Origin of the sequence: Cellulomonas sp. (genome assembly GCF_017744555.1) — a bacterium.
GTDB lineage: Bacteria > Actinomycetota > Actinomycetes > Actinomycetales > Cellulomonadaceae > Cellulomonas.
In genome coordinates this window covers 98,623-117,436 of record NZ_JAGIBD010000012.1, presented here as the reverse complement: position 1 = coordinate 117,436, position 18,814 = coordinate 98,623, and the positions used below count along the sequence as shown (strand labels likewise).

Below are 18,814 nucleotides of genomic sequence, written 5' to 3'. Positions count from 1 at the left end.
AGGGGGCGCGGACCCGCCGCGCCCCCTGGTCACCCGGTCAGCGGGTCGTGCAGGTCTTGCCGTTGAGGGTGAACAGGCCCGGGAGCACGTTCGGGCCCTGGTAGGAGCCGACGAACCCGACGTTCACCGTGGCGCCCGGAGCGAGCGGGGCGGTCGCGTTGCTCACCGTCACCGTGCTGCCCGACTGCGCCCAGTCGCCGTTCCAGCCGCTGTTGAGCTGCTGCCAGCCGGTCGGCCAGGTGAACCGGAGCGTCCAGGTGGCGACGGGCTCCTTGCCGGTGTTGGTGATGTCGATGCTGCCGACGTAGCCGTTGCCCCAGTCGTTGGCGTCGGTGAACGTCACCGCGCAGGCGGCCGGGTCGGGCGTGCCGGTCGTGAACGTGAGCGGCGTTGACGCCCACGAGACGCGGCCTGCGCCGTCGCGCGTGATCACGTTGACGGTGTACGTGGTCGCGGCGGTGAGGTTGTGCACCGTGAACGACGTGCCGGTGGTCTCGCCCCACTGCTCGCTGCGCGCGCCGACCTGCCGGTGGACCTCGTACTTCGTGCCGCCGGTCGCCGCGGGCCACGAGATGGTGGCGTCGCGGGCGGTGACGGCCGACGCGACCGGCTGGCCGGGTGCGGCCGGAGCGGCGGCCGTCGACGTCGGGTGCAGCACCAGGACGGTGAGCGAGTACGGCGGCAGGGTGCGGCTGGTGCCGCTGCCTGACGACGTCGCGATCGCCGTGTCGCCGTTGCCGTGGCTGTAGACCTTCGCGGTGGCGGCCGGGGAGTAGCCGGCGTAGCTCAGCGCGACGGTGCGGGCGGCGTCGGGGTCCTCGTTGGTCAGCAGGACGGCGAGGTCGCCGTTCGGCTGGCGCGCGGCGTGCACCTTGACGAGCGGGTCCGAGCTGGCGGCGCGGACGAACTGCGCACCCGGCCGAGCCAGCTTCGAGACGAGCGAGAGCCCGTAGTACGGGCCGAACGGGGTGTTCTTCGCCGGCTCGCAGACGGTGCCGTCCGCCGTGCACGTGCCGCTCGAGAGGAGGCCGAAGTCGTTGTAGTCGGTCTGCCCGGCGACCGTCGAGACGGTGCCGACGCCGTTGTGCACGTCCCACCAGTCCACCGAGAGCACGCCGTTCTCCAGCAGCGAGCCGTAGACGTCGGCCGCGAACAGCGCGCCCGGCTGCGTGTTCTGCCCGTAGCCGGTGTTGATCTCGGTGACCGCGATGCCGATCCGCCGGTCCGGCGAGTACCGGTCGAGGAGCCGGCGCGTCATCGCCGTGATGTCCGACGCCTGCGCGACCTTGCCGAGCGCCTCCGGGCCAGACGAGCCGCCCGGGTACCAGTGCAGGATCGCGAAGTCGATGTCCGCCGCCGCGATGGACAGCACCACCTGGTTCCACGTCCCCGCGTCACCGGCCGCGACGATCCCGTCCGGCCAGTTGCCGGGCGTCGTCAGGACGGCACCGATCTTGATCGTCGGGTCGACGGCCTTCATCGCGCGCGAGAACTCCACGAGGTTCGTCGCGTACTCGGCCGGGGTCTTCGCCGGGTGGTCGTCGGCCTCCCAGCTCGCCCCGTAGTGCCCGTTGCCGTAGATCTCGTTGCCGATCTCCCAGTACGTCACGCCGTACTTCTTCTCGACGTTGGCGTACCGCACCCAGTCCGCCGCCTCCTGCGGCGTGCCCGTGCCGTAGTTCGCGATGACCATCGCCTGTCCGCCGGCACGCTGCACGCCGGCCATGAAGTGGTCGAAGTCGGTGTTCGGGGCGACGTACCCGCCCGGGGCCGTGTTGTCCTTCCAGTGGTAGATGTCGGAGTACGACCCGCCGGGGTACCGCATCACCTGCGTGCCGGCGCCCTTGAGGAGGTCGGCGACGGCGTCCGTGCCGAGCTCGGAGTCCCAGACGGCGTGGTTGACGCCGACGGCGGCGTCGCCGACGGTCGCGAGTCCCGCGCGGACGTCCACGTCGACCTGGACCGGGGTGTCGGCGGCATGGGCCTGGGGGAGGGCGACGGCACCTGTCGTCGTGACGAGGAGGGCGACCAGCGCTGCCCTGCGTGCTCTCATCGGGGGCTCCAATCGGGAGGGGTGAAGCGCTTCGACTCGCGACGCTAGGGCGGGGGTCAGTGGAGGTGGGGCGGAACGCCGGTGCGCGATGGACCGCTAAAGGTTTACGACTTGCGACACCGGCCCACGACGAGGTGCGAGGGCCGCCCGCTCGTCACACCGGCCCTCTCCGCCGAGGCGTCCGGGGGGAGCGGGCCCTACGATTTCGGCATGTCGGACAGTGCCGTCCCGCCGTCGTCCGCCGACCTCGCCGCCCTCCGCGCCGCCGCCGCCCAGGCCGCCGCCGAGGCAGCCCAGGCGAGGGCCGACGCCGCCGCAGCCGCGCTCGCCGCCGCCGAGGCGGCCGCGGCCACGGGTGCCCCACCCCTCGTCGAACAGCCCGCCCCGTCCGTCGAGCAGGCCGCACCCGTCGAGCAGCCCGCCCCGTCCGTCGAGCAGGCCGCACCCGTCGAGCAGCCCGCTCCGCCCGTCGCCCTCTCCCCGCACGCCACCCAGGTCGCCGAGGGCTACACCTTCGCCGGCGCGACCCTCCCGCTCGGTGCCCTCATCGAGGACGGCACCCCGGTCCCGGCGGCCCAGGTCGGCCTCCCGATGGCGATGCTCAACCGCCACGGCCTGGTCGCGGGCGCGACGGGCACGGGAAAGACGAAGACGCTCCAGGGCATGACGGAGGCCCTGTCGGCGGCGGGTGTCCCGGTGTTCGTCGCGGACATCAAGGGCGACCTGTCCGGCCTCGCGTCGCCGGGCACGCCGAGCGACAAGCTGACCGCTCGCGCGCAGGCGCTCGGCCAGGACTGGACCCCGACGGCGTACCCCGTCGAGCTGCTCACGCTCGGCGGCATGGGCACGGGCAACCCGGTCCGCACGACGGTCACGGACTTCGGACCGCTGCTGCTCGCGAAGGTGCTCGGCCTCAACGCGACCCAGGAGTCGAGCCTCGGCCTCATCATGCACTGGGCCGACACCCAGGGGCTGGCCCTGCTCGACCTCAAGGACCTGCAGTCGACGATCGCGTTCCTGGTGGGCGACGAGGGCGAGGAGCAGCTCAAGGGCATCGGCGGGCTGTCGGCGGCGACGGCGGGCGTCATCCTGCGGGAGATCGTGTCGTTGCAGAGCCAGGGTGCGGACGCGTTCTTCGGCGAGCCTGCGTTCGACGTGGCGGACCTGCTGCGGGTCGCGCCGGACGGGCGCGGGGTCGTCACGGCCCTGGAGCTGCCGGGCGTGCAGGACCGGCCCGCGTTGTTCTCGACGTTCCTCATGTGGCTGCTCGCGGAGCTGTTCCAGGTGCTGCCCGAGGTCGGCGACCCCGAGAAGCCGAAGCTCGTGTTCTTCTTCGACGAGGCCCACCTGCTGTTCCACGACGCGTCCGACGACTTCCTGTCGCAGGTCACGCAGACGGTGCGGCTCATCCGGTCGAAGGGCGTCGGAGTCTTCTTCGTCACGCAGAGCCCGAAGGACGTGCCCGCCGACGTGCTCGGCCAGCTCGGCAACCGCGTCCAGCACGCCCTGCGGGCCTTCACTCCCGACGACGCGAAGGCCCTGCGCGCGGCCGCCCGCACGTTCCCGACGTCGGACTACGACCTCGAGGAGGTGCTCACGACGCTCGGCACGGGCGAGGCGATCGTCACCGTGCTCTCGGAGAAGGGCGCACCGACGCCCGTCGCGTGGACGCGGCTGCGCGCCCCCGAGTCGTCGATGGAACCCACCCCGACCGCCACGCTGGAAGCCGCCGTCGCGTCGTCGCCGTTCGCCGCGAAGTACGGGACCGCGGTCGACCGGGCGTCCGCCTACGAGCTGCTGCAACAGCGCGCCGCCCAGGCGGCACAGGCCGCGCACGACGAGCAGGTCGCCGCCGACATCGAGAAGCAGGTGGCCGCCGAGGCCGCCGCGCGCGCGAAGCAGGACGCGGCCGAGGCGAAGGCGCGGGCGACCGAGGACGCGCGCCGGGCCAAGGAGGAGGAGGCCGCGCGGCGCCGTGCGACGACGGCGGCCACCGGGATCCTCACCTCCGTGCTGCGCTCGGCGGGGACCGAGGTCGGGCGCGAGATCACACGCTCGCTGTTCGGCACGCGCCGCCGCCGCTGACGCCGCGACCCGGGGGCGACGAGCGCCGGGCCGCTCGGCCTGACCGGGTGAGCGTGTCGGACCTTCGCCGTAGCGTCGGCCCGTGACCACGGACGACGACGCACGCACGCGGCTCGACGCCGAGCGCGCGGACCTGGAGGCCCGGCTCGCGGACGCCGAGCGTGCCGAGGACGACGTGCGCGGCGCCCGCTCCGACGCCGACGCGGACGACGAGCACGATCCGGAGGGGTCGACGCTGTCCCAGCAGTGGTCGCACACGCACGGGCTCGTCGTCTCCCTGCGCGAGCGCCTGACGGAGAACGCTGCCGCCGTCGCCCGCCTCGACGACGGGACGTACGGGGTGTGCGTGCGGTGCGGTGGACCCGTCGGGGAGGAGCGGCTCGCGGCCCGCCCGTCCGCAGCGCTGTGCATCGTGTGCGCCTCCCGGTAGACGGCCGCACCCGTGGCAGGTCTAGCCTGGCGGTGGCCAGGGCAGCCGGCCGCCTGCACCCGGGGATCCCCGGGACGGTGAATGCCCACGCACCGCCGACCTGTCCGTGATGCGCCCTCACCGCGGGGCGGACCCGTCAGGCAACGCAGGCCCCTGATCCGCGCGAGCGGAAGGTCCGCCGTGAGAGGCAGCGTCATGACCGGCATCACCGACGGCACCGTCACGCCCAAGCAGATGGCACGTCGCCTGCGCGACGACCTGGCCGCCCGCGGCGTCACGATCCGGCACAGCGAGGCGCTCGAGCTCGTCGCCCACCAGTGGGGAGCCCGGGACTGGAACACCCTGGCCGCCCGGCAGCAGGGCGGGGGTGCGCGGCCCGCCGAGGGGCCCGCCGTGCCGATCCTGCGGATCTTCGACCGCGCGAAGGCGGTCGAGTTCTACGTCGAGTTCCTCGGCTTCCGGCTCGACTGGGAGCACGGCGGCCACGCCGACCACTCGCCGCTGTACGCGCAGGTCAGCCGCGGGTCCGCGGTGCTGCACCTCAGCGAGCACCACGGCGACGCGAGCCCGGGCGGTGCCGCGCTGATCCCGGTGGTCGACGTCGACGCGCTGCACGCCGAGCTGCGTGCGCGGCCCTACGACTACGCGCGGCCAGGCGTGAGCGCCGAGGAGTGGGGACGCGTCATGGTCGTCGTCGACCCGTTCCACAACCGGGTCGTGTTCCACCAGCCGCTGCCGGCGGCCGTCGAGCCGCGCCCCACGCAGGCCGCCGCACCCATCGAGGTCGTCGAGGAGCTGGCCGTCGGCCCCGACGTGGCGTTCGACGCGTTCACGCGGCGGATCGGCGAGTGGTGGCACGACGCCTACTCGCCGGGCGGGCTCGTGAGCATGGACGCCGGCGGCGCGGCCGGCGCGCCCGTGACGATGACGCTCGCGGACGGGACCACGTATCGCTGGGGCACGGTCACCACCTGGGAGCCGCCGGTCCGGTACGCGCAGACGTTCACGCTCGCGCAGGACGTCGAGCACCCGAGCGAGCTCGACGTGCGGTTCAGCGGCCGGCCGGACGGCGGCTGCACGGTGCGGTTCGCGCACGGCGGGTGGACGACGGCCAACGTCGCCGACCGGGCCCGGTTCAGCGAGTGGGGCATCCTGCTCGGCCGGTTCGCCGCGCTCGCCGAGGGCAGGCCCGTGCCGCCGGTGCCGGCATGGGTCACGGGCGAGGGTGCCGCGGAACGCTAGGCCGACCAGGGACCACTCCGGCGAAGTGCTTGCCGCAACAGGGGCGCCGCCGCCACGATCGGGGGTCACGTCTCGTCCGACCGCATGCCAGCCCCCTGGGAGACCCCCGTGTCGCAGCAGCCCGTCCCGGCCCGTCCGACCGCCGCGTTCATCGGCGCCTCGTGGGTCGCCCTCGTCATCGCGGTGAGCGCGTTCGGCATCGGCCTCTGGAACGCGGGCATGACGGACTCGGAGAAGGGCTTCTACCTCGCGACGCTCCTGCTCGGCCTGTTCTCGGCGATCGCGCTGCAGAAGTCGGTCCGCGACCGCGCCGAGGGCATCCCGGTGACCGGGATCTTCCTCGGCCTGTCGTGGGCGATGGTCCTCACGTCGCTCGTGATGGTCACGGTCGGGCTCGTGAACTCCGGCATGACCCTGTCGGAGAAGGGGTTCTACGGCCTGGCGTTCGCGATGTCGTTGTTCGCCGCGGTCGCCGTCCAGAAGAACGTGCGCGACCTCGCGGCCGCCAACGCCGCGGCGGGGCCGTCGGTCGTGCCCCCGCGTCCCGCCGTCGAGCAGGACGTCCAGGCCACCGTCTGGCAGTGACCTGCCGGGAGCACGACCGACCGGCTCACGTCAGGAGGCCCGCTCCCACCCGCTGCGGTCCTCGGGCTTGACGTGCTTTCCGTGCCAGTGGCCGTGACCGTGGCCCGGGTGACCCGTACCGGGCCCGGAGACGCCGTTGATGGCCGACGTGTCCCACGCGAGGCTGTAGGTCGACGCCGCGATCGCCTTCGTCATGATGCCGAGGGCCGTCGGGTTGACGTTCGAGTACGTGTCGCCGGGCGAGTGGTAGTTCGGGTCGTGCGTGATGCCGGCGGTGCCGCCGAACAGCGCGACCTCCGCGTCGGTCTTGATGTCGTCCGCGCCCGTGAACAGCCCGGAGGCGGGGACGCCGTTGAGGATGAACGCCTGGTAGTCGGACCGTCCGGAGAACTCGGTGTCGACCCACGGCTGACCCTGGCTGTCGAACCACTCCGTCAGCACGTCCTCGGTCTCGGCGGAGCCCGGAGGCACGTCGACGGGCGCCTCGTACGTCGACTGGTCCGCGTCGTACACGCCGATGATGTAGTTCGGCGAGCCGACCATGTCGTAGTTGAGGTACGTCGCGATGCGGTCGAGCTCACCGGGCTGCGCGGCGAGGTCCTCGACGTACTCGGTCGACCCCTCCAGACCGGCCTCCTCGGCCCCCACCAGGCGAAGCGCACGGTGTTGTGGTGCCTGGCGTGCGACTTCGCGAGCTGGACGGCGACCTCGAGGATCGTCGCTGACCCGGTGCCGTTGTCGTTGATGCCCGGTCCCTCCTCGACGCTGTCGAGGTGCGCACCGAGCATGACGACGTTGTCGTCCCGGCCCTGCCTGGTCTCCGCGATGACGTTGAACGACGAGACGGTCTCCGTGTGGCTGCTCACGTCGAGCGTCACGTTGACGGCACCGGCGGCGAGCGCGGCCGCGAGCGCCTGCCCGTCGGCCTGCCGCAGGCCCGAGACGGGGATCGTGACGAGGTCCGGGGCGCCGAGCGTGCCGAGCACCTGGGCGTCGGCCACGTTGTTGTAGACGACGACACCGACGGCCCCGGCGGCCTCCGCGAGCGTGGCCTTCGTGGCGAACGTGCAGGTCCCGCGGCTGATCAGGGCGATCTTGCCTGCCGCGTCCACGCCGGCCCAGTCGTCGGCCACGCAGCCGATCGGGTCGGTCGGGGCGGCGAGGTCGGCGGTGACCCCGCCGGCGGGGGCGTTCGGCGAGAACTCCATGAGGTCGACCTCGTAGGCGGCGCTGCCGGGCGAGTTCTCGGTCAGGGTGTTCGTGTCGACGACCTCGCGGTCGTACGAGAACGGGTCGCGCACGGTCGTGTATCCGGCCCGGCGCAGGGTCTTCTCGACGTACTGCGCGCTCTGCTCGTAGCCCTCCGTCAGAGCGGCGCGGTTGCCGCCGTTGCGGTCGGCGATCTTCTGCAGCGCGGCCAGGTGGCCGAGGACGTTCTTGGTGCTGACCTGCTGGGCGAACCTCTCTTCCGGGGTGCTGTGGCCGTGGCCTGGGCCGTGCGCGTCCGCGGGTGACGCGAGCGCGCCTGCGACGGCGAGGGACGAGACGAGTGCGATCAGGGTGCGACGTACCGCCATGGGCGGGCCTCCTCACGCAGCGACGCGCCCCGTGGGGTCGCGTCGGGGCCGGCCCCCTGCCGGCCGGTCCCCACACCAGCACACAGCGGGCTCCCAGGGGAAGCCCTCTCCGGGCACGGCCGGGGGACACTGGGACGGACGGCACGACGAGGAGGACGAGATGGCCGGGCACCGCATCTTCGGCATGAGCTTCGCGAGCATCTACCCGCTGTACGTCACGAAGGTCGAGCGCAAGGGCCACAGCCGCGACGAGGTCGACGAGGTCATCAGGTGGCTCACCGGCTATGACGACGCGGGCCTGGCGGCGGCGATCGCCGACGAGATCGACCTGGAGACGTTCTTCGAGCGGGCTCCTGAGCTCAACCCGAACGCGTCGCTCATCACCGGCGTCATCTGTGGCATGCGCGTCGAGGAGATCGACGACCCGCTCATGCAGAAGATCAGGTACATGGACAAGCTCGTCGACGAGGTCGCGCGCGGCAAGAAGATGACGTCGATCCTGCGCGGCAGCGCCACGGCCCCTGCCCGCAGCTGATCCGTCGATTTCCTTCGGCGCCCGCCGGGTCCGTCGCTACGGTGGCCCGCATGTCGACGCCTGACCTGCTGCTCCGCCGGCTGCACGACGCCGGCCTGACCGACGTCACACGGGTCGAGGAGGTCCACGGCGGCGTCGTCCACGCCGCCGGCCTGGCGCACCGCCCGGCTGCCGCGCCCCTGTTCGTCAAGACGCCCCCACAGCCGTGCGACGCCGACATCTTCGACGCCGAGGCGGACGGCCTGCGCGCGCTGCGTGAGCTCGGCGGCGTCCGGACGCCCGACGTCCACCTCGTCACGCCGGACCTGCTCGTCCTCGAGGCGTTGCAGCCCCGCACCGACACCCCCGAGTTCTGGGAGCGGCTCGCGCACGACGTCGCGCACCTGCACACGTCGACCCAGGGCGGCCGGTTCGGGTGGCACCGCACCACGTGGCTCGGTCTGGAGCCGCAGGACAACACGTGGGAGGACGACGGGTTCGAGTTCTTCGCGCGTCGCCGGCTGCTGCGCTGGCTGCCCGAGCCCCGGGTGCAGGCCGCGTTCGACGAGTCGGACCGGAAGGCGCTCGAACGGCTCTGCGACCTGCTGCCCGAGCTGCTCCCGGAGCGTCCGTCGTGCCTGACGCACGGCGACCTCTGGTCGTCGAACGTCATCGCGACCGCCGACGGCACGCCCGCGCTCGTCGACCCGGCCGTGTCGCGCACGTGGGGCGAGGTCGACGTCGCGATGCTGTGGTCCGAGCCGCGCCCGCCAGAGTCGGACCGGTTCTTCGACGTGTACGCCGAGGTCATGGGCCTGGACGACGGGTGGCGCGACCGGATGCCGCTGCTGTACCTGCGCCAGAACCTCGCGGTCGTCGCCCAGTTCGTGCCCGACTGGGGCGCCGCTGAGATCGCCCGCGGGGTGCTCGCGCCGTTCCGGCGCAGCCGGGTCGCTCCCGCTCGGACGGACGCCGCGGTGCGACCGCCGTCCTGATGCTCGCGCGACGGTCGTCCGGCAAGTATCTTGACGTCGAGATACTTCGCCGAGGAGGTCGTCATGTGGGACCCGCACCAGTACGCGCTGTTCGGGACGCACCGTGGCCGCCCGTTCGCCGATCTGCTCACCCGCGTCTCCGCCGATGCGCCCGCGCTCGTCGTCGACCTCGGCTGCGGTGACGGCCCCCTGACGCTCGGCCTCGCGGAGCGCTGGCCCGACGCGCGCATCGTGGGGATCGACTCGTCGCCGCAGATGCTCGCCGCGGCGCGATCGCTCGACACCGAGGGACGGGTGGAGTGGGTCGAGGCGCGGGCGGAGGAGTGGTCGCCCGCCGACCTGGGCGCGCCGATCGACGTGCTCGTCACCAACGCGGCGCTGCAGTGGGTGCCCGGTCACCGTGACCTGTTCGCCCGGTGGGTGTCCGCGCTGGCGCCCGGTGGGTGGTTCGCGATGCAGGTGCCTGACAACTTCGACGCCCCCTCCCACCGGCTCATGCGCGAGGTCGCCGCCCGGCACGCACGCGCCGCCGACCTGCTGCCCGTCCTGCAGCGGGCGATCGCCGTCGCCGCACCGGCCGACTACCTCGGCGACCTGGCACGGCTCGGGCTCGACGCCGACGTCTGGCGGACCGCCTACCTGCACGTGCTCGACCCGGCGGGCGCGCAGCGGTCGCCCGTCCTCGAGTGGGTCACCGGGACCGGGCTGCGGCCCGTGCTCGACGTGCTGACCGACGACGCCGAGCGGGCGGAGTTCCTCGCCGACTACACCGCCGAGCTCGACCGGGCCTACCCGCGGCAGGCGTGGGGCGTGGTGCTGGAGTTCTCGCGGATCTTCGCGGTGGGGCGGCAACCGGGCTAGGCGGCGGGGTCCGTGGCGGCGGTCCCCGGCGTCTCGGGCTTCGTCGCCGCGACGCGTTCGACGAGCCGCCAGCGCGACGCCGTCGTCTCCGTGACCCGCAGACCGGCCTCCGGCAGCAGCAGGATCGGCCGACGTCGGTGGTGCTCGGCGGCCTTCTTCGGCGTGAACACGTCGAGCACCCACTGGACGCTACGGCCCAGGCGGGTCGACGACTCGACGTGGTCGGCCATCAGCAGCCGCCCGCCCGGCTTGAGCACGCGCGCGAGCTCCCGCAGGACGGCCCGCTCGTCCTCCACGCAGCACATGATGAACGTGCAGATCATGGTGTCGAACGCGTCGTCGGGCAGGTCCAGGTGCGCGCCGTCGCCGTGCAGCGTCCGTGGTGTCACGCCCAGGTCCCGTGCGCGTGCGGACGCGGCTGCGAGCATCTCGCCGCTGACGTCCGCGAGCGTCACGTCCGTCGCGCGGCTCGCGTAGTACGGGAGGTTCGCGCCCGTGCCCGAGCCGACCTCGAGCGTGTTGCCCTCGACGCGGTCGGCGATCCAGGCGCGGGCCTCGGCGAACAGGCGCTTCTCGAAGAACGCCGTCGAGCGGTCGTAGCTCGCCGCCTCGCCGTCCCAGTACGCCGCCCGGGTCATGCCCATGACGCCCCAGCGTGCCAGCGAGCCGGGTGGGGCTGGTACCCCCGTCTTTTCCCGTCCCACTCACCCTTCCGTGGGTCCCCCGTTCCGGTGGACCTCGGCGGAGTTGTCCACAGGTGGCCGACTGAGGCCCACGAGCAGGTGCTTTGTCCGGTTAGCCTCGGGCCCCGGTGGACGACGAGGGGGACCGATGAAGTTCGCGATGGAGGCCGACGCGCTGCAGGTGCTCGGCCGCAAGACGTCGGCGGAGTCCGACGACCTGGCCCAGCTCGTGCGCAACCTGGTCGAGGCCGCCGAGCCGCTGGAGGGCACGTTCAACGGGACCGCGAAGGCGGCGTTCAACTCGTTCAAGTCCCGCACCGACGAGGTCGCGGCGACGTTGAGCAACGCGCTGGTCGGGATCACCGAGTCGATCGCGGGGCAGAACCTGGCGTTCGTCACGGCCGCCGACGAGGGCGCCGACGCGCACAGCGCTGCCGAGGGTGCCGCGGACTTCGCGGGCGCCGACACCACCAAGTTCGCGCCGCGCTGAGGGGGCTGGCACAGATGACGAGCAACCAGATCGACCGCAACGACTTCGACATCGCGTCCTCGCAGTCCGCGCAGGCCAACTTCGAGCGGGCCGCGGCCGCGCTGGAGGCGGCGCTGGCGCGTCGTGACCAGGACGTCAAGGCCGCCCTGGCGGTCTACCAGGCGGACGGGGTGTCCGACCAGTACGCGGGCGTCGAGGCGCAGTGGAACGCGGCCGGCACCGAGGTGCGCGGCATCATCACCGCGATCCGCAACTCGCTCGCGGACAACGACGAGATCGCCCGCCGCAGCCTGCAGCGCGCCGCCTCGTACATCCCGGGCTGAGCATGCACGTCGTCCACCCGGTGGCGGACGAGTGGACCGAGGAGTACATCGCCTGGGCTGCGCAGACGCGGCACGTGCTGCTGACCGCACCCCTCGCGACGTTCCTCGACGTCGCCGTCACCGACCAGCTCCGCCCGGTGCTCGTGACGCTCGACGGTGCGTCGCTCAGCCCCGCGGTGTCGCTCGCGCTGCGACGGGCGGGCGGCCACTGGGCCGTGCGCACCGACCGCGGCGTGTTCGACGGGCTGTCGGGCTACCGGATCGACGCGTTCGAGGACCTCTGGCGCCGCTCGGGCACCGACCGCGACCGGCTCCCCGGCTACGACCAGGTCACCCCCGACGGCGTCGGCGTGCTCATGTTCGACGTGTACGCGCACTCGCGTGCGGGCGAGTCGACGACCGTCGGCGACCTCGCGCAGGCGACCGTCTCCGCCCTCGGCGGCGGCGACCTCGCGCTGTGGGGACCGCACGAGCCGCTGCTGGAACCGTGGAGCGTGCCCGCCGTGACCGCGGCCGCCCGCGCCGGGATGCCCGTCACCGCCGCGCTGCACGCGTGGGCGCCCGACGGGTCGTTCGTCGACGTCTCGGCCGCCCGCACCCGGCACGGTGTGCTGGAGCAGGCGAAGGGTGGCGTGGTGCTCGGCACGTACCCGCGGCACCTCGACGAGCCCGTGGAGCGCGCCTCGGACGCGCTCGCCGCGGTCGCCGAGCGGTTCCGGCCGACCATCGGGTTCGTCTCGCTCGCGCACTTCGACGCCGGACCGTCACAGACCACGACGGCCAAGTACCCCGAGGCGCCGCTCGCCGTGCTCATCGGGCCGCGGGCCGTGTACGACCTGGAGCTGGACCTGACGGACCTCGTCGAGCGGTACGACGTGAGCATCCTCGGGTCGAGTCGCTCCCCCGCGGTCGTCGTGCGGTTCAGCGACCCCGACGTGGGCCTGTGGGCGCAGCTGCTGGCGTTCGCGTACGACGTCGGCGCGGAGCGGATCGCCGCGGCCGCCGGGCTCGGGCAGGAGGTCTGATGCCGACCGAGCTCGTGCTGCTCAGCGACGTGGCGCCGACCGCGGACACGATCGTGCGCGCCGCCGCCGAGACCCACCCCGACGGGTCGTTCCTCGACTACCACGACGGCCTGATCCGCCAGATCGTCGACGTGGACGGCCGCGCCGTCCTGCAGGTCTACCCGTCCCGTCCGGTGCTCGACCCGACGCAGGCCGCGGCCGCGGTGGTCGACCCGCCCACGACGTTCGCCCTGTGGACCGACATCACCATCCCGTTCGGCGACACCGCCCCCGGACGCGCGCTGGCCGAGGCCGTCGCGGCTGCTGTGGGCGGCGTCGTCAAGGATCGGGTCTGAGGAGGTAGCGATGACACGGTGGAGCATCCAGCCGGCCGACGTGCAGTCGGTCCTCACCGACGTGCAGGCCACCGCCGACGAGCTCGGCAAGGAGCTCACGGAGGCGAAGTTCCAGCACGTGCTCGACGGGCTCACGTGGGGCGGCGCGCTGACCGGCGACGTCGCGACGGCGGTCAACGCCGTGCTCAGCGACCAGTCGCGCAACCTCCAGAACATCGGCAACCGGATCAGCGCCGGCACGCTGGGCGTCGCGAACGCGGTCATCGCGTACAACAACGGCCAGGAGGAGATGGCGGGCTCCTACCAGACGCAGCTCCTCAAGGCCGCCGAGACCGGGGACTTCACGTACTTCGTCGAGCACGGCTACAAGGGCTAGGGGGGCCCATGACCGAGCAGTGCGTCGCCGACGGCGGCCTCATCAACCCGGCGCTGTTCCCGGCGAAGTCCGCGGACCTCGACCCGTCGCGCGTCAACGACTCCGCGACGGGCCTGCGGACCATGGGCACAGCCGTCTCCGACAAGACCGGCACCGTGAAGACGACGTGGGACCGGCTCTCGGGCTGCTACCGGGCGCCCGAGCAGGAGAAGGTCTTCGCTGTCATGTCCCCGGCGGTCACGTCGGCGGCCGAGCTCAAGCAGCACTTCTCCGACGTCGCGAAGCACCTCGACACGTACGCGTCCGCGCTGGCCGGGATCAAGCCGCGCCTCGCGGACCTCGAGCGGCGCGCGCGCGAGTTCCGGGCGTCCGTGATCGACGGCGTGTGGGTCGACGCGTCCGACTCCGCGGATGCCGGCTTCGGCGACCACGTGAAGTGGGCGTTCGACTGGGTGCCGGGCGTCGACGAGCGCCGCGTCAAGGTGCCGTGGAACGAGGACGGCGACACCGTCCAGAAGAACACCGACCTGCTCGAGGAGTACGGCCGCATCCTCGCGGACATCTCGACGGCGTCGGCGACCTGCGCGAACGCGGTCAACGGGCTCGTCACGAACATGTGCGTCGCGCCGGTCGAGGCCATCCCCGCCGAGGCGTTCACCAACCCCGAGGCACCGATGCCGTGGGGCAACCCGGTCGTCGAGGACCGTAACTGCCGCGAGTCCGTGGGCCACGGCGCCTACGAGTGGGGCAAGGGGCTCGTCCAGGGCGTCGGCATGCTCGTCGTCGGCTACAACCCCGAGACCGGCGACTGGTTCAGCGGCGACGCGTACGGGCAGTCGTGGGGCGGTCTCGGCGACCTCGTCGGGTCGCTCGTGCTCATGGCCTCGCCGGTCGGCTGGGTCGCCGCCGGCATGGCCGCCACGGGCCACAACGACAACGGGTTCTCCGACTTCATGTACGACCGGGCCGTCGTGCTGCGCAACGCTGGCGGCAGCCTGGTCGGCTGGGACCCGAACGCGAAGGACGGCTGGCACCAGTGGAAGGAGGACGGCCTCGCCACCGGCACCGGCACCGTCCTCAACATCGGCACGCTGTTCATCCCCGGCGCCGGCGAGGTGTCCGCGGGCCTCAAGGCGACGAGCATCGCCGCGAAGCTCGCCAAGATCACCGGCGGCATCGCCGAGTTCGCCGTGCAGGGCGGCTCGTGGGTCGTCAAGGGCGGCGTCAAGGTCGTCGTCGGGCTCAAGGTCGCGATCAAGGGCTTCAACCTCGACGAGATGCTCGCCGGGATGCGCGGCAACCAGCTCGCCGTCGCGGGTGCCGGAGGCGGCCTGCGGCTCAACGCCGGCGGACTGTTCGCGGCCATGACCGACGCGGGGCACGCAGCCCCGAACCCCGTGCGCCCGCACACCCCGCTGAGCGACGCGGCGTTCGGGCCACGCGGGGTCGGCGTCCCCGACGTCACCCCGCACCCGCACGCGCCGGGCGCGACCGTGCCGCACGTCGACGCCCCCGGCGTCGGCGGCCACCCCGGGTCGACCGTGCCGCACGTCGACACGCCCTCGACGGGCGGCGGCCCCGGCACCCCGCCGGTCCACGACCCGCACACGGGCACCGGGACGGGGACCGACGGGACGACCGCGCCGCACCAGCCGACGACTGGCGGCCACGCCCCCGAGTGGACCGGCGGCCATCTCCCCGACGGCCGACCGGACGTCTCCCAGGTCCCCGCCGAGCACTGGAACGACCCGCAGTACGACCCGTCGCACCCCCACTACGACGGCACGCCCCGCGGCGAGCACGGCAACGTCGGCACGGTCGACCCCGACGTCCCGTCGTCGTCGGGCCTGACCCACAGCGGTCGGCTGATCGACCCGAACGTCGTGCCCGAGGCGCTCCGACCCTTCGTGGACAACGGGACCCTCATCAACGACCACGGCGTCCTGCGGCTCGCCGAGCCCATCGACGTCGACTTCACACGGCGCAACGCCAACCACGACATCGTCGAGTTCCACCGCCAGCTCGACCTCCAGGAGCGGGCGCTCAACCAGATGTCGCTCGAGAACTGGACAGAGCGGTTCGACAACTTCGTCGGCCGCCTCGACAACCAAGGCCCGTATCGGACCGAGCAGATCAGGCTGCTCGCGGATCGGATCCTTGCCGAGCAGGGCGTGAGCCGCCCTCGGGCCATCGAGCTCGCCGAGCAGCAGCTGGCGCACCAGGACCCTCTGCACGGACCCGACCAGCGGGCCGGTGGCGACCCCGACCAGTTCACCGGCATGGGCGACCGCGGCGTCAACCGGTCGATCGGGTCGCAGTGGAGGACCCGTGCCGACGACCTGCGCCTCGCGGTGCGCGACGCCCTGCGCGCGTCGGGCATCGATCCGGCGCTCTGGGACGACGTCCGGCTGAACCTCGACATCACGTTGACGGACACCGTCCCGGTCCGGACCTGAGGAGGCGCTGCGGATGACGCGCAAGTTCGGCACCCACGGCGACCTCGTCGAGAAGTTCCTCGACGAGGTGCGCGAGCGCTCGGACGGGTGGGCAGAGGTCGCGGCGAGGGCGGACTCCCCGCAGCAGCGCCCGGCCGTCAAGGCCCTGACGCAAGTGCACTGGCCCGCGGCGCTCCTCTCGGCCGTGGACGCTGCCGCCCTCCAGGCGTACGGGTCGCTCGGCCTGACCCGCGGGGACTTCGACGACCCGTTCGCGCTCGGCACGGTCAAGGTCGCCATCTCAGCCGGCGCGAAGGCCATCGCGGTCCAGGACGAGCTCGCCCCTGAGCATCTCGAGGCGCTGCTGCGGCCGTTCGCCGACGAAGGCTTCCAGTCGGCTCTCGCCACGCTTGCACCGTGACCTGGCTCCTGAGCGCCGCGCGCGCCCACGACAGACGAGCACGTCCGGCCCCGTGGTGAGCTCGTGGAGCAGTTCCTGGACGAGGTCCGGCATCACGGCACCGACTGGCGAGCGTTCGCCGGCACGGTGAAGTGGCCCGAGGCGTCGGCGCGGCTACGAGTGGGGCAAGGGGCTCGTCCAGGGCGGGGCATGCTCGTCGTCGGCTACAACCCCGAGAACGGCGACTGGTTCAGGGGCGACGCGGACGGGTGGGACCCGGACGTCACCCCGCCGGTGCGCGGCCCGGGCGCGACCGTGCCGCACGTCGACGCCCCCGGCATCGGCGGCCACCCCGACGTCCCGTCGTCGTCGGGCCTGACCCACCGCGGCCGGCTGATCGACCCGGACGTCATCCCCGCGGAGCTGCAGCCGTTCGTCGACAACGGGACCGTCATCGACGACCACGGCGCTCCGGCTCGCGGACGACGTCGAGATCACGTTCAACCACAACCCCAAGTAGAGGAACGGAGCACCTGTGGACGCGTCGAGCACGCTCGGACCCCGGCATGAGCTGGTCGTGCAGTTCCTCGACGAGGTGCGGCACCGCGACACCGACTGGCAGGCGCTCGCCGGCACGACGAAGTCGCCGGAGGCCTCGGCGGCGATGGCCGCGATCGCCGACCTGAGATGGCCGGCCGCCCAGGCGGCCGCGGTCGACGACGCCGCGCTGCAGGCGTTCTCGTCGCTTGGCCTGACCCGGGACATGTTCGACCACCCGCTCGCCATGGGGCGCATCAAGAACAGCATCGGTGCAGCGTCGACGGCTATCTCGGCCGGTGACGCGCTCGGCCGTGAGCACGTCGAGGCGCTGCTGAAGCCCTACGTGGCAGCCGGTTTCCCGTCCGCGCAGCGCGCGCTCGCCACCACCTCGGGTCAGGACGCGTGAGCGGACCTGTGGTGGCTCGTCGTCCAGCCGGCAGGACCGCCCGGTCAGCGGCGGCGACGGAGGCCGGCGGCGACGCGCTGGCCCCGTGAGGAGAGGAAGGCGCATGAACAGCTTCGGCGCGCACGGTCAGGAGGTCGAGGCGTTCTCGAGCACGCCGTCACCCCGCTCCGAACGTTCGCCGACGCGGGCTCCGCCACCGCTGCACTCGCAGCCCGCAGCGTGACGTGACGCCCTCATCGCCGCCGCGGGTCGCGGCGCCGCTACGGTCGAGGTCATGCGCAGCACACTCATGCAGAACGCGGAGCGGTCGACGGAGCCGGGGCGGTTCGTCCTGCAGAACGACAAGATGCTCAAGGTCGACCTCGCCGGGACCGGCGGCTTCTTCTACGCGAAGCAGGGGTCGATGGTCGCGTACCAGGGCGACGTCGACTTCGCGTACCAGGGCTCGGGCGGTGTCTCGAAGATGTTCAAGAAGGCGTTCACCGGCGAGGGCATGTCGCTCATGAAGGTGTCCGGCAGCGGCGACGTGTTCCTCGCGCAGGACGCCGACCAGGTGTTCGTCGTCGAGCTCGAGAACGAGTCCGTGACCGTGAACGGGTCGAACATCCTCGCGTTCGAGAGCACCCTGACCTGGGACATCAACCGGGTCGAGGGTGCGTCGATGCTGAGCGGCGGCCTGTTCAACACGACGTTCACCGGTTCGGGGGCGCTCGCGGTCACGGCGTACGGGACGCCCGTCGTGCTGCAGGTCGACGTGCCGACGTTCGTCGACATGCAGTCGGCCGTGCTGTGGTCGCGGTCGCTGACGTCGACCGTCCGCAAGACCGCGAAGCTCGGGGCCGTGGTCGGGCGGGGGTCGGGCGAGGCGTACCAGCTCGGGTTCACCGGGCAGGGGTTCGTCGTCGTGCAGGCCTCCGAGGGGCACCCCGTCGTGTCGAGCTGACCGGGCTGACCGCGAGCGGTCAGGTGCCGTCCCGCCGGGGCAGCCGGATGCCGAGCATCGTGTCCTCCGGCACCGGGAGCGTGTCGAGGCCGGGCGGAGGCGGCGGGTACCCGTCGGCCGGCGGGTCGCCGACCCACACGCGCCACAGCCCGTCGACCGGGTGCACGACGCCCGGGACGACGACGTGGGCACGCAGGTCCGCGGGCAGGACGGCGTCGAACGGCGCGACGCGGTCCGGCGGCACGAACCCGACGACGAGGTTGCGCCAGCTCACCACGAGCCGCTCCCCCGCACCCCGGCTGATCTCGACCGTCGTCACGACGTCGGCGCGGGCCGCCCGCTCGCGCACGTGCAGGGCCGTGTCGAACGACCGCTGCAGCGCGGGGGCGTCGGCGGCCGTGAAGCCGTCGAACGGGCCGAGGGACTCGGGCGCGACGACGACCGGGCGGTGGCGGCGGAACAGGGGCACCGGCCCAGGGTGGCACGTCGACGACCCGCGCGGGTTCGTCCCACGCA

At 72.8% G+C, this 18,814-nt stretch carries 21 protein-coding genes and 1 pseudogene; 17 read left to right on the top strand and 5 right to left on the bottom strand.

The annotated features are described in order from the left end of the window. Positions 1–37: 37 nt before the first annotated feature. Entirely contained in the window at positions 38–2,053 is a 2,016-nt protein-coding gene (locus J7523_RS10225; protein WP_291885785.1) for a cellulose binding domain-containing protein, read from the bottom strand. Between the two features lie 210 nt (positions 2,054–2,263). On the opposite strand from J7523_RS10225, the gene J7523_RS10220 reads away from it, so the two are divergent. The 4 genes from J7523_RS10220 (at position 2,264) to yiaA (ending at position 6,395) form a co-directional block, all read left to right on the top strand. Beyond that, on the top strand, positions 2,264–4,138 hold the full coding sequence (locus J7523_RS10220; RefSeq protein WP_291885782.1) for a helicase HerA-like domain-containing protein: 1,875 nt from the start codon (positions 2,264–2,266) through the stop codon (positions 4,136–4,138). A gap of 82 nt (positions 4,139–4,220) precedes the next feature. Then, complete coding sequence (locus tag J7523_RS10215) at positions 4,221–4,568, top strand: TraR/DksA C4-type zinc finger protein (RefSeq protein ID WP_291885779.1); 348 nt, start codon at positions 4,221–4,223, stop codon at positions 4,566–4,568. Positions 4,569–4,748: 180 nt separating this feature from the next. Then, the gene (locus J7523_RS10210) at positions 4,749–5,810 is read left to right on the top strand and encodes a glyoxalase superfamily protein (protein ID WP_291885776.1); all 1,062 of its coding nucleotides are present in this window, start codon (positions 4,749–4,751) and stop codon (positions 5,808–5,810) included. A 108-nt stretch (positions 5,811–5,918) separates the two neighbouring features. Further along, a complete protein-coding gene (yiaA, locus tag J7523_RS10205) occupies positions 5,919–6,395 on the top strand; it encodes an inner membrane protein YiaA (protein WP_291885773.1) in 477 nt (158 codons plus the stop codon). Positions 6,396–6,425: 30 nt separating this feature from the next. Here the strand turns inward: yiaA and J7523_RS20605 are convergent, their stop codons facing one another. Next, a complete protein-coding gene (locus tag J7523_RS20605) occupies positions 6,426–7,043 on the bottom strand; it encodes a M28 family peptidase (RefSeq protein ID WP_363266800.1) in 618 nt (205 codons plus the stop codon). Between the two features lie 77 nt (positions 7,044–7,120). Continuing rightward, a pseudogene (locus J7523_RS20600) lies at positions 7,121–7,603 on the bottom strand (PA domain-containing protein); the annotation flags it as partial. Positions 7,604–8,132: 529 nt separating this feature from the next. Between J7523_RS20600 and J7523_RS10195 the strand changes: the two are divergent. Genes J7523_RS10195 through J7523_RS10185 form a run of 3 tightly spaced genes read left to right on the top strand, consistent with a single transcriptional unit; the run spans position 8,133 to position 10,342 of the window. Continuing rightward, entirely contained in the window at positions 8,133–8,507 is a 375-nt protein-coding gene (locus tag J7523_RS10195) for a DUF2200 domain-containing protein (RefSeq protein ID WP_291885770.1), read from the top strand. A gap of 50 nt (positions 8,508–8,557) precedes the next feature. Further along, positions 8,558–9,481: a fructosamine kinase family protein gene (locus tag J7523_RS10190; RefSeq protein ID WP_291885767.1), complete on the top strand. Its 924-nt coding sequence runs from the start codon at positions 8,558–8,560 to the stop codon at positions 9,479–9,481. Between the two features lie 30 nt (positions 9,482–9,511). Beyond that, the gene (locus J7523_RS10185) at positions 9,512–10,342 is read left to right on the top strand and encodes a methyltransferase domain-containing protein (protein ID WP_291885764.1); all 831 of its coding nucleotides are present in this window, start codon (positions 9,512–9,514) and stop codon (positions 10,340–10,342) included. On the opposite strand, the gene J7523_RS10180 is transcribed toward J7523_RS10185, so the two are convergent. Then, positions 10,339–10,986 (bottom strand): class I SAM-dependent methyltransferase, encoded by a 648-nt coding sequence (locus tag J7523_RS10180; protein WP_291885762.1) that lies wholly within the window; start codon positions 10,984–10,986, stop codon positions 10,339–10,341. The two genes, J7523_RS10185 and J7523_RS10180, sit on opposite strands and share 4 nt — an antisense overlap. A 187-nt stretch (positions 10,987–11,173) precedes the next feature. Here J7523_RS10180 and J7523_RS10175 point away from each other — a divergent pair, with 187 nt between their 5' ends. From J7523_RS10175 to J7523_RS10130, 10 genes are all read left to right on the top strand, one after another. Then, positions 11,174–11,515, top strand: a complete 342-nt coding sequence (locus tag J7523_RS10175) for a hypothetical protein (protein WP_291885760.1) — start codon at positions 11,174–11,176, stop codon at positions 11,513–11,515. Between the two features lie 14 nt (positions 11,516–11,529). Further along, positions 11,530–11,838, top strand: coding sequence for a hypothetical protein (locus tag J7523_RS10170; RefSeq protein ID WP_291885757.1), 309 nt, complete (start codon positions 11,530–11,532; stop codon positions 11,836–11,838). A gap of 2 nt (positions 11,839–11,840) precedes the next feature. After that, positions 11,841–12,863 (top strand): DUF6177 family protein, encoded by a 1,023-nt coding sequence (locus tag J7523_RS10165; RefSeq protein ID WP_291885754.1) that lies wholly within the window; start codon positions 11,841–11,843, stop codon positions 12,861–12,863. Next, positions 12,863–13,198 (top strand): hypothetical protein, encoded by a 336-nt coding sequence (locus J7523_RS10160; protein WP_291885752.1) that lies wholly within the window; start codon positions 12,863–12,865, stop codon positions 13,196–13,198. The genes J7523_RS10165 and J7523_RS10160 overlap by 1 nt, the downstream gene beginning before the upstream one ends. Positions 13,199–13,208: 10 nt before the next feature. Then, on the top strand, positions 13,209–13,574 hold the full coding sequence (locus J7523_RS10155; protein ID WP_291885750.1) for a DUF6507 family protein: 366 nt from the start codon (positions 13,209–13,211) through the stop codon (positions 13,572–13,574). Positions 13,575–13,582: 8 nt separating this feature from the next. Beyond that, positions 13,583–16,030, top strand: a complete 2,448-nt coding sequence (locus J7523_RS10150) for a polymorphic toxin type 15 domain-containing protein (protein ID WP_291885748.1) — start codon at positions 13,583–13,585, stop codon at positions 16,028–16,030. 13 nt (positions 16,031–16,043) lie between these two features. Beyond that, complete coding sequence (locus tag J7523_RS10145; protein WP_291885746.1) at positions 16,044–16,430, top strand: hypothetical protein; 387 nt, start codon at positions 16,044–16,046, stop codon at positions 16,428–16,430. A 63-nt stretch (positions 16,431–16,493) separates the two neighbouring features. Continuing rightward, on the top strand, positions 16,494–16,979 hold the full coding sequence (locus tag J7523_RS10140) for a hypothetical protein (RefSeq protein WP_291885744.1): 486 nt from the start codon (positions 16,494–16,496) through the stop codon (positions 16,977–16,979). Next, positions 16,945–17,355, top strand: coding sequence for a hypothetical protein (locus J7523_RS10135; protein WP_291885742.1), 411 nt, complete (start codon positions 16,945–16,947; stop codon positions 17,353–17,355). Before J7523_RS10140 ends, J7523_RS10135 begins: the two co-directional genes overlap by 35 nt. A 274-nt stretch (positions 17,356–17,629) precedes the next feature. After that, positions 17,630–18,298 (top strand): AIM24 family protein, encoded by a 669-nt coding sequence (locus J7523_RS10130; protein ID WP_291885740.1) that lies wholly within the window; start codon positions 17,630–17,632, stop codon positions 18,296–18,298. Positions 18,299–18,317: 19 nt separating this feature from the next. Here J7523_RS10130 and J7523_RS10125 read toward each other — a convergent pair whose 3' ends face one another. After that, entirely contained in the window at positions 18,318–18,767 is a 450-nt protein-coding gene (locus tag J7523_RS10125; RefSeq protein WP_291885738.1) for a hypothetical protein, read from the bottom strand. Positions 18,768–18,814: the final 47 nt, after the last annotated feature.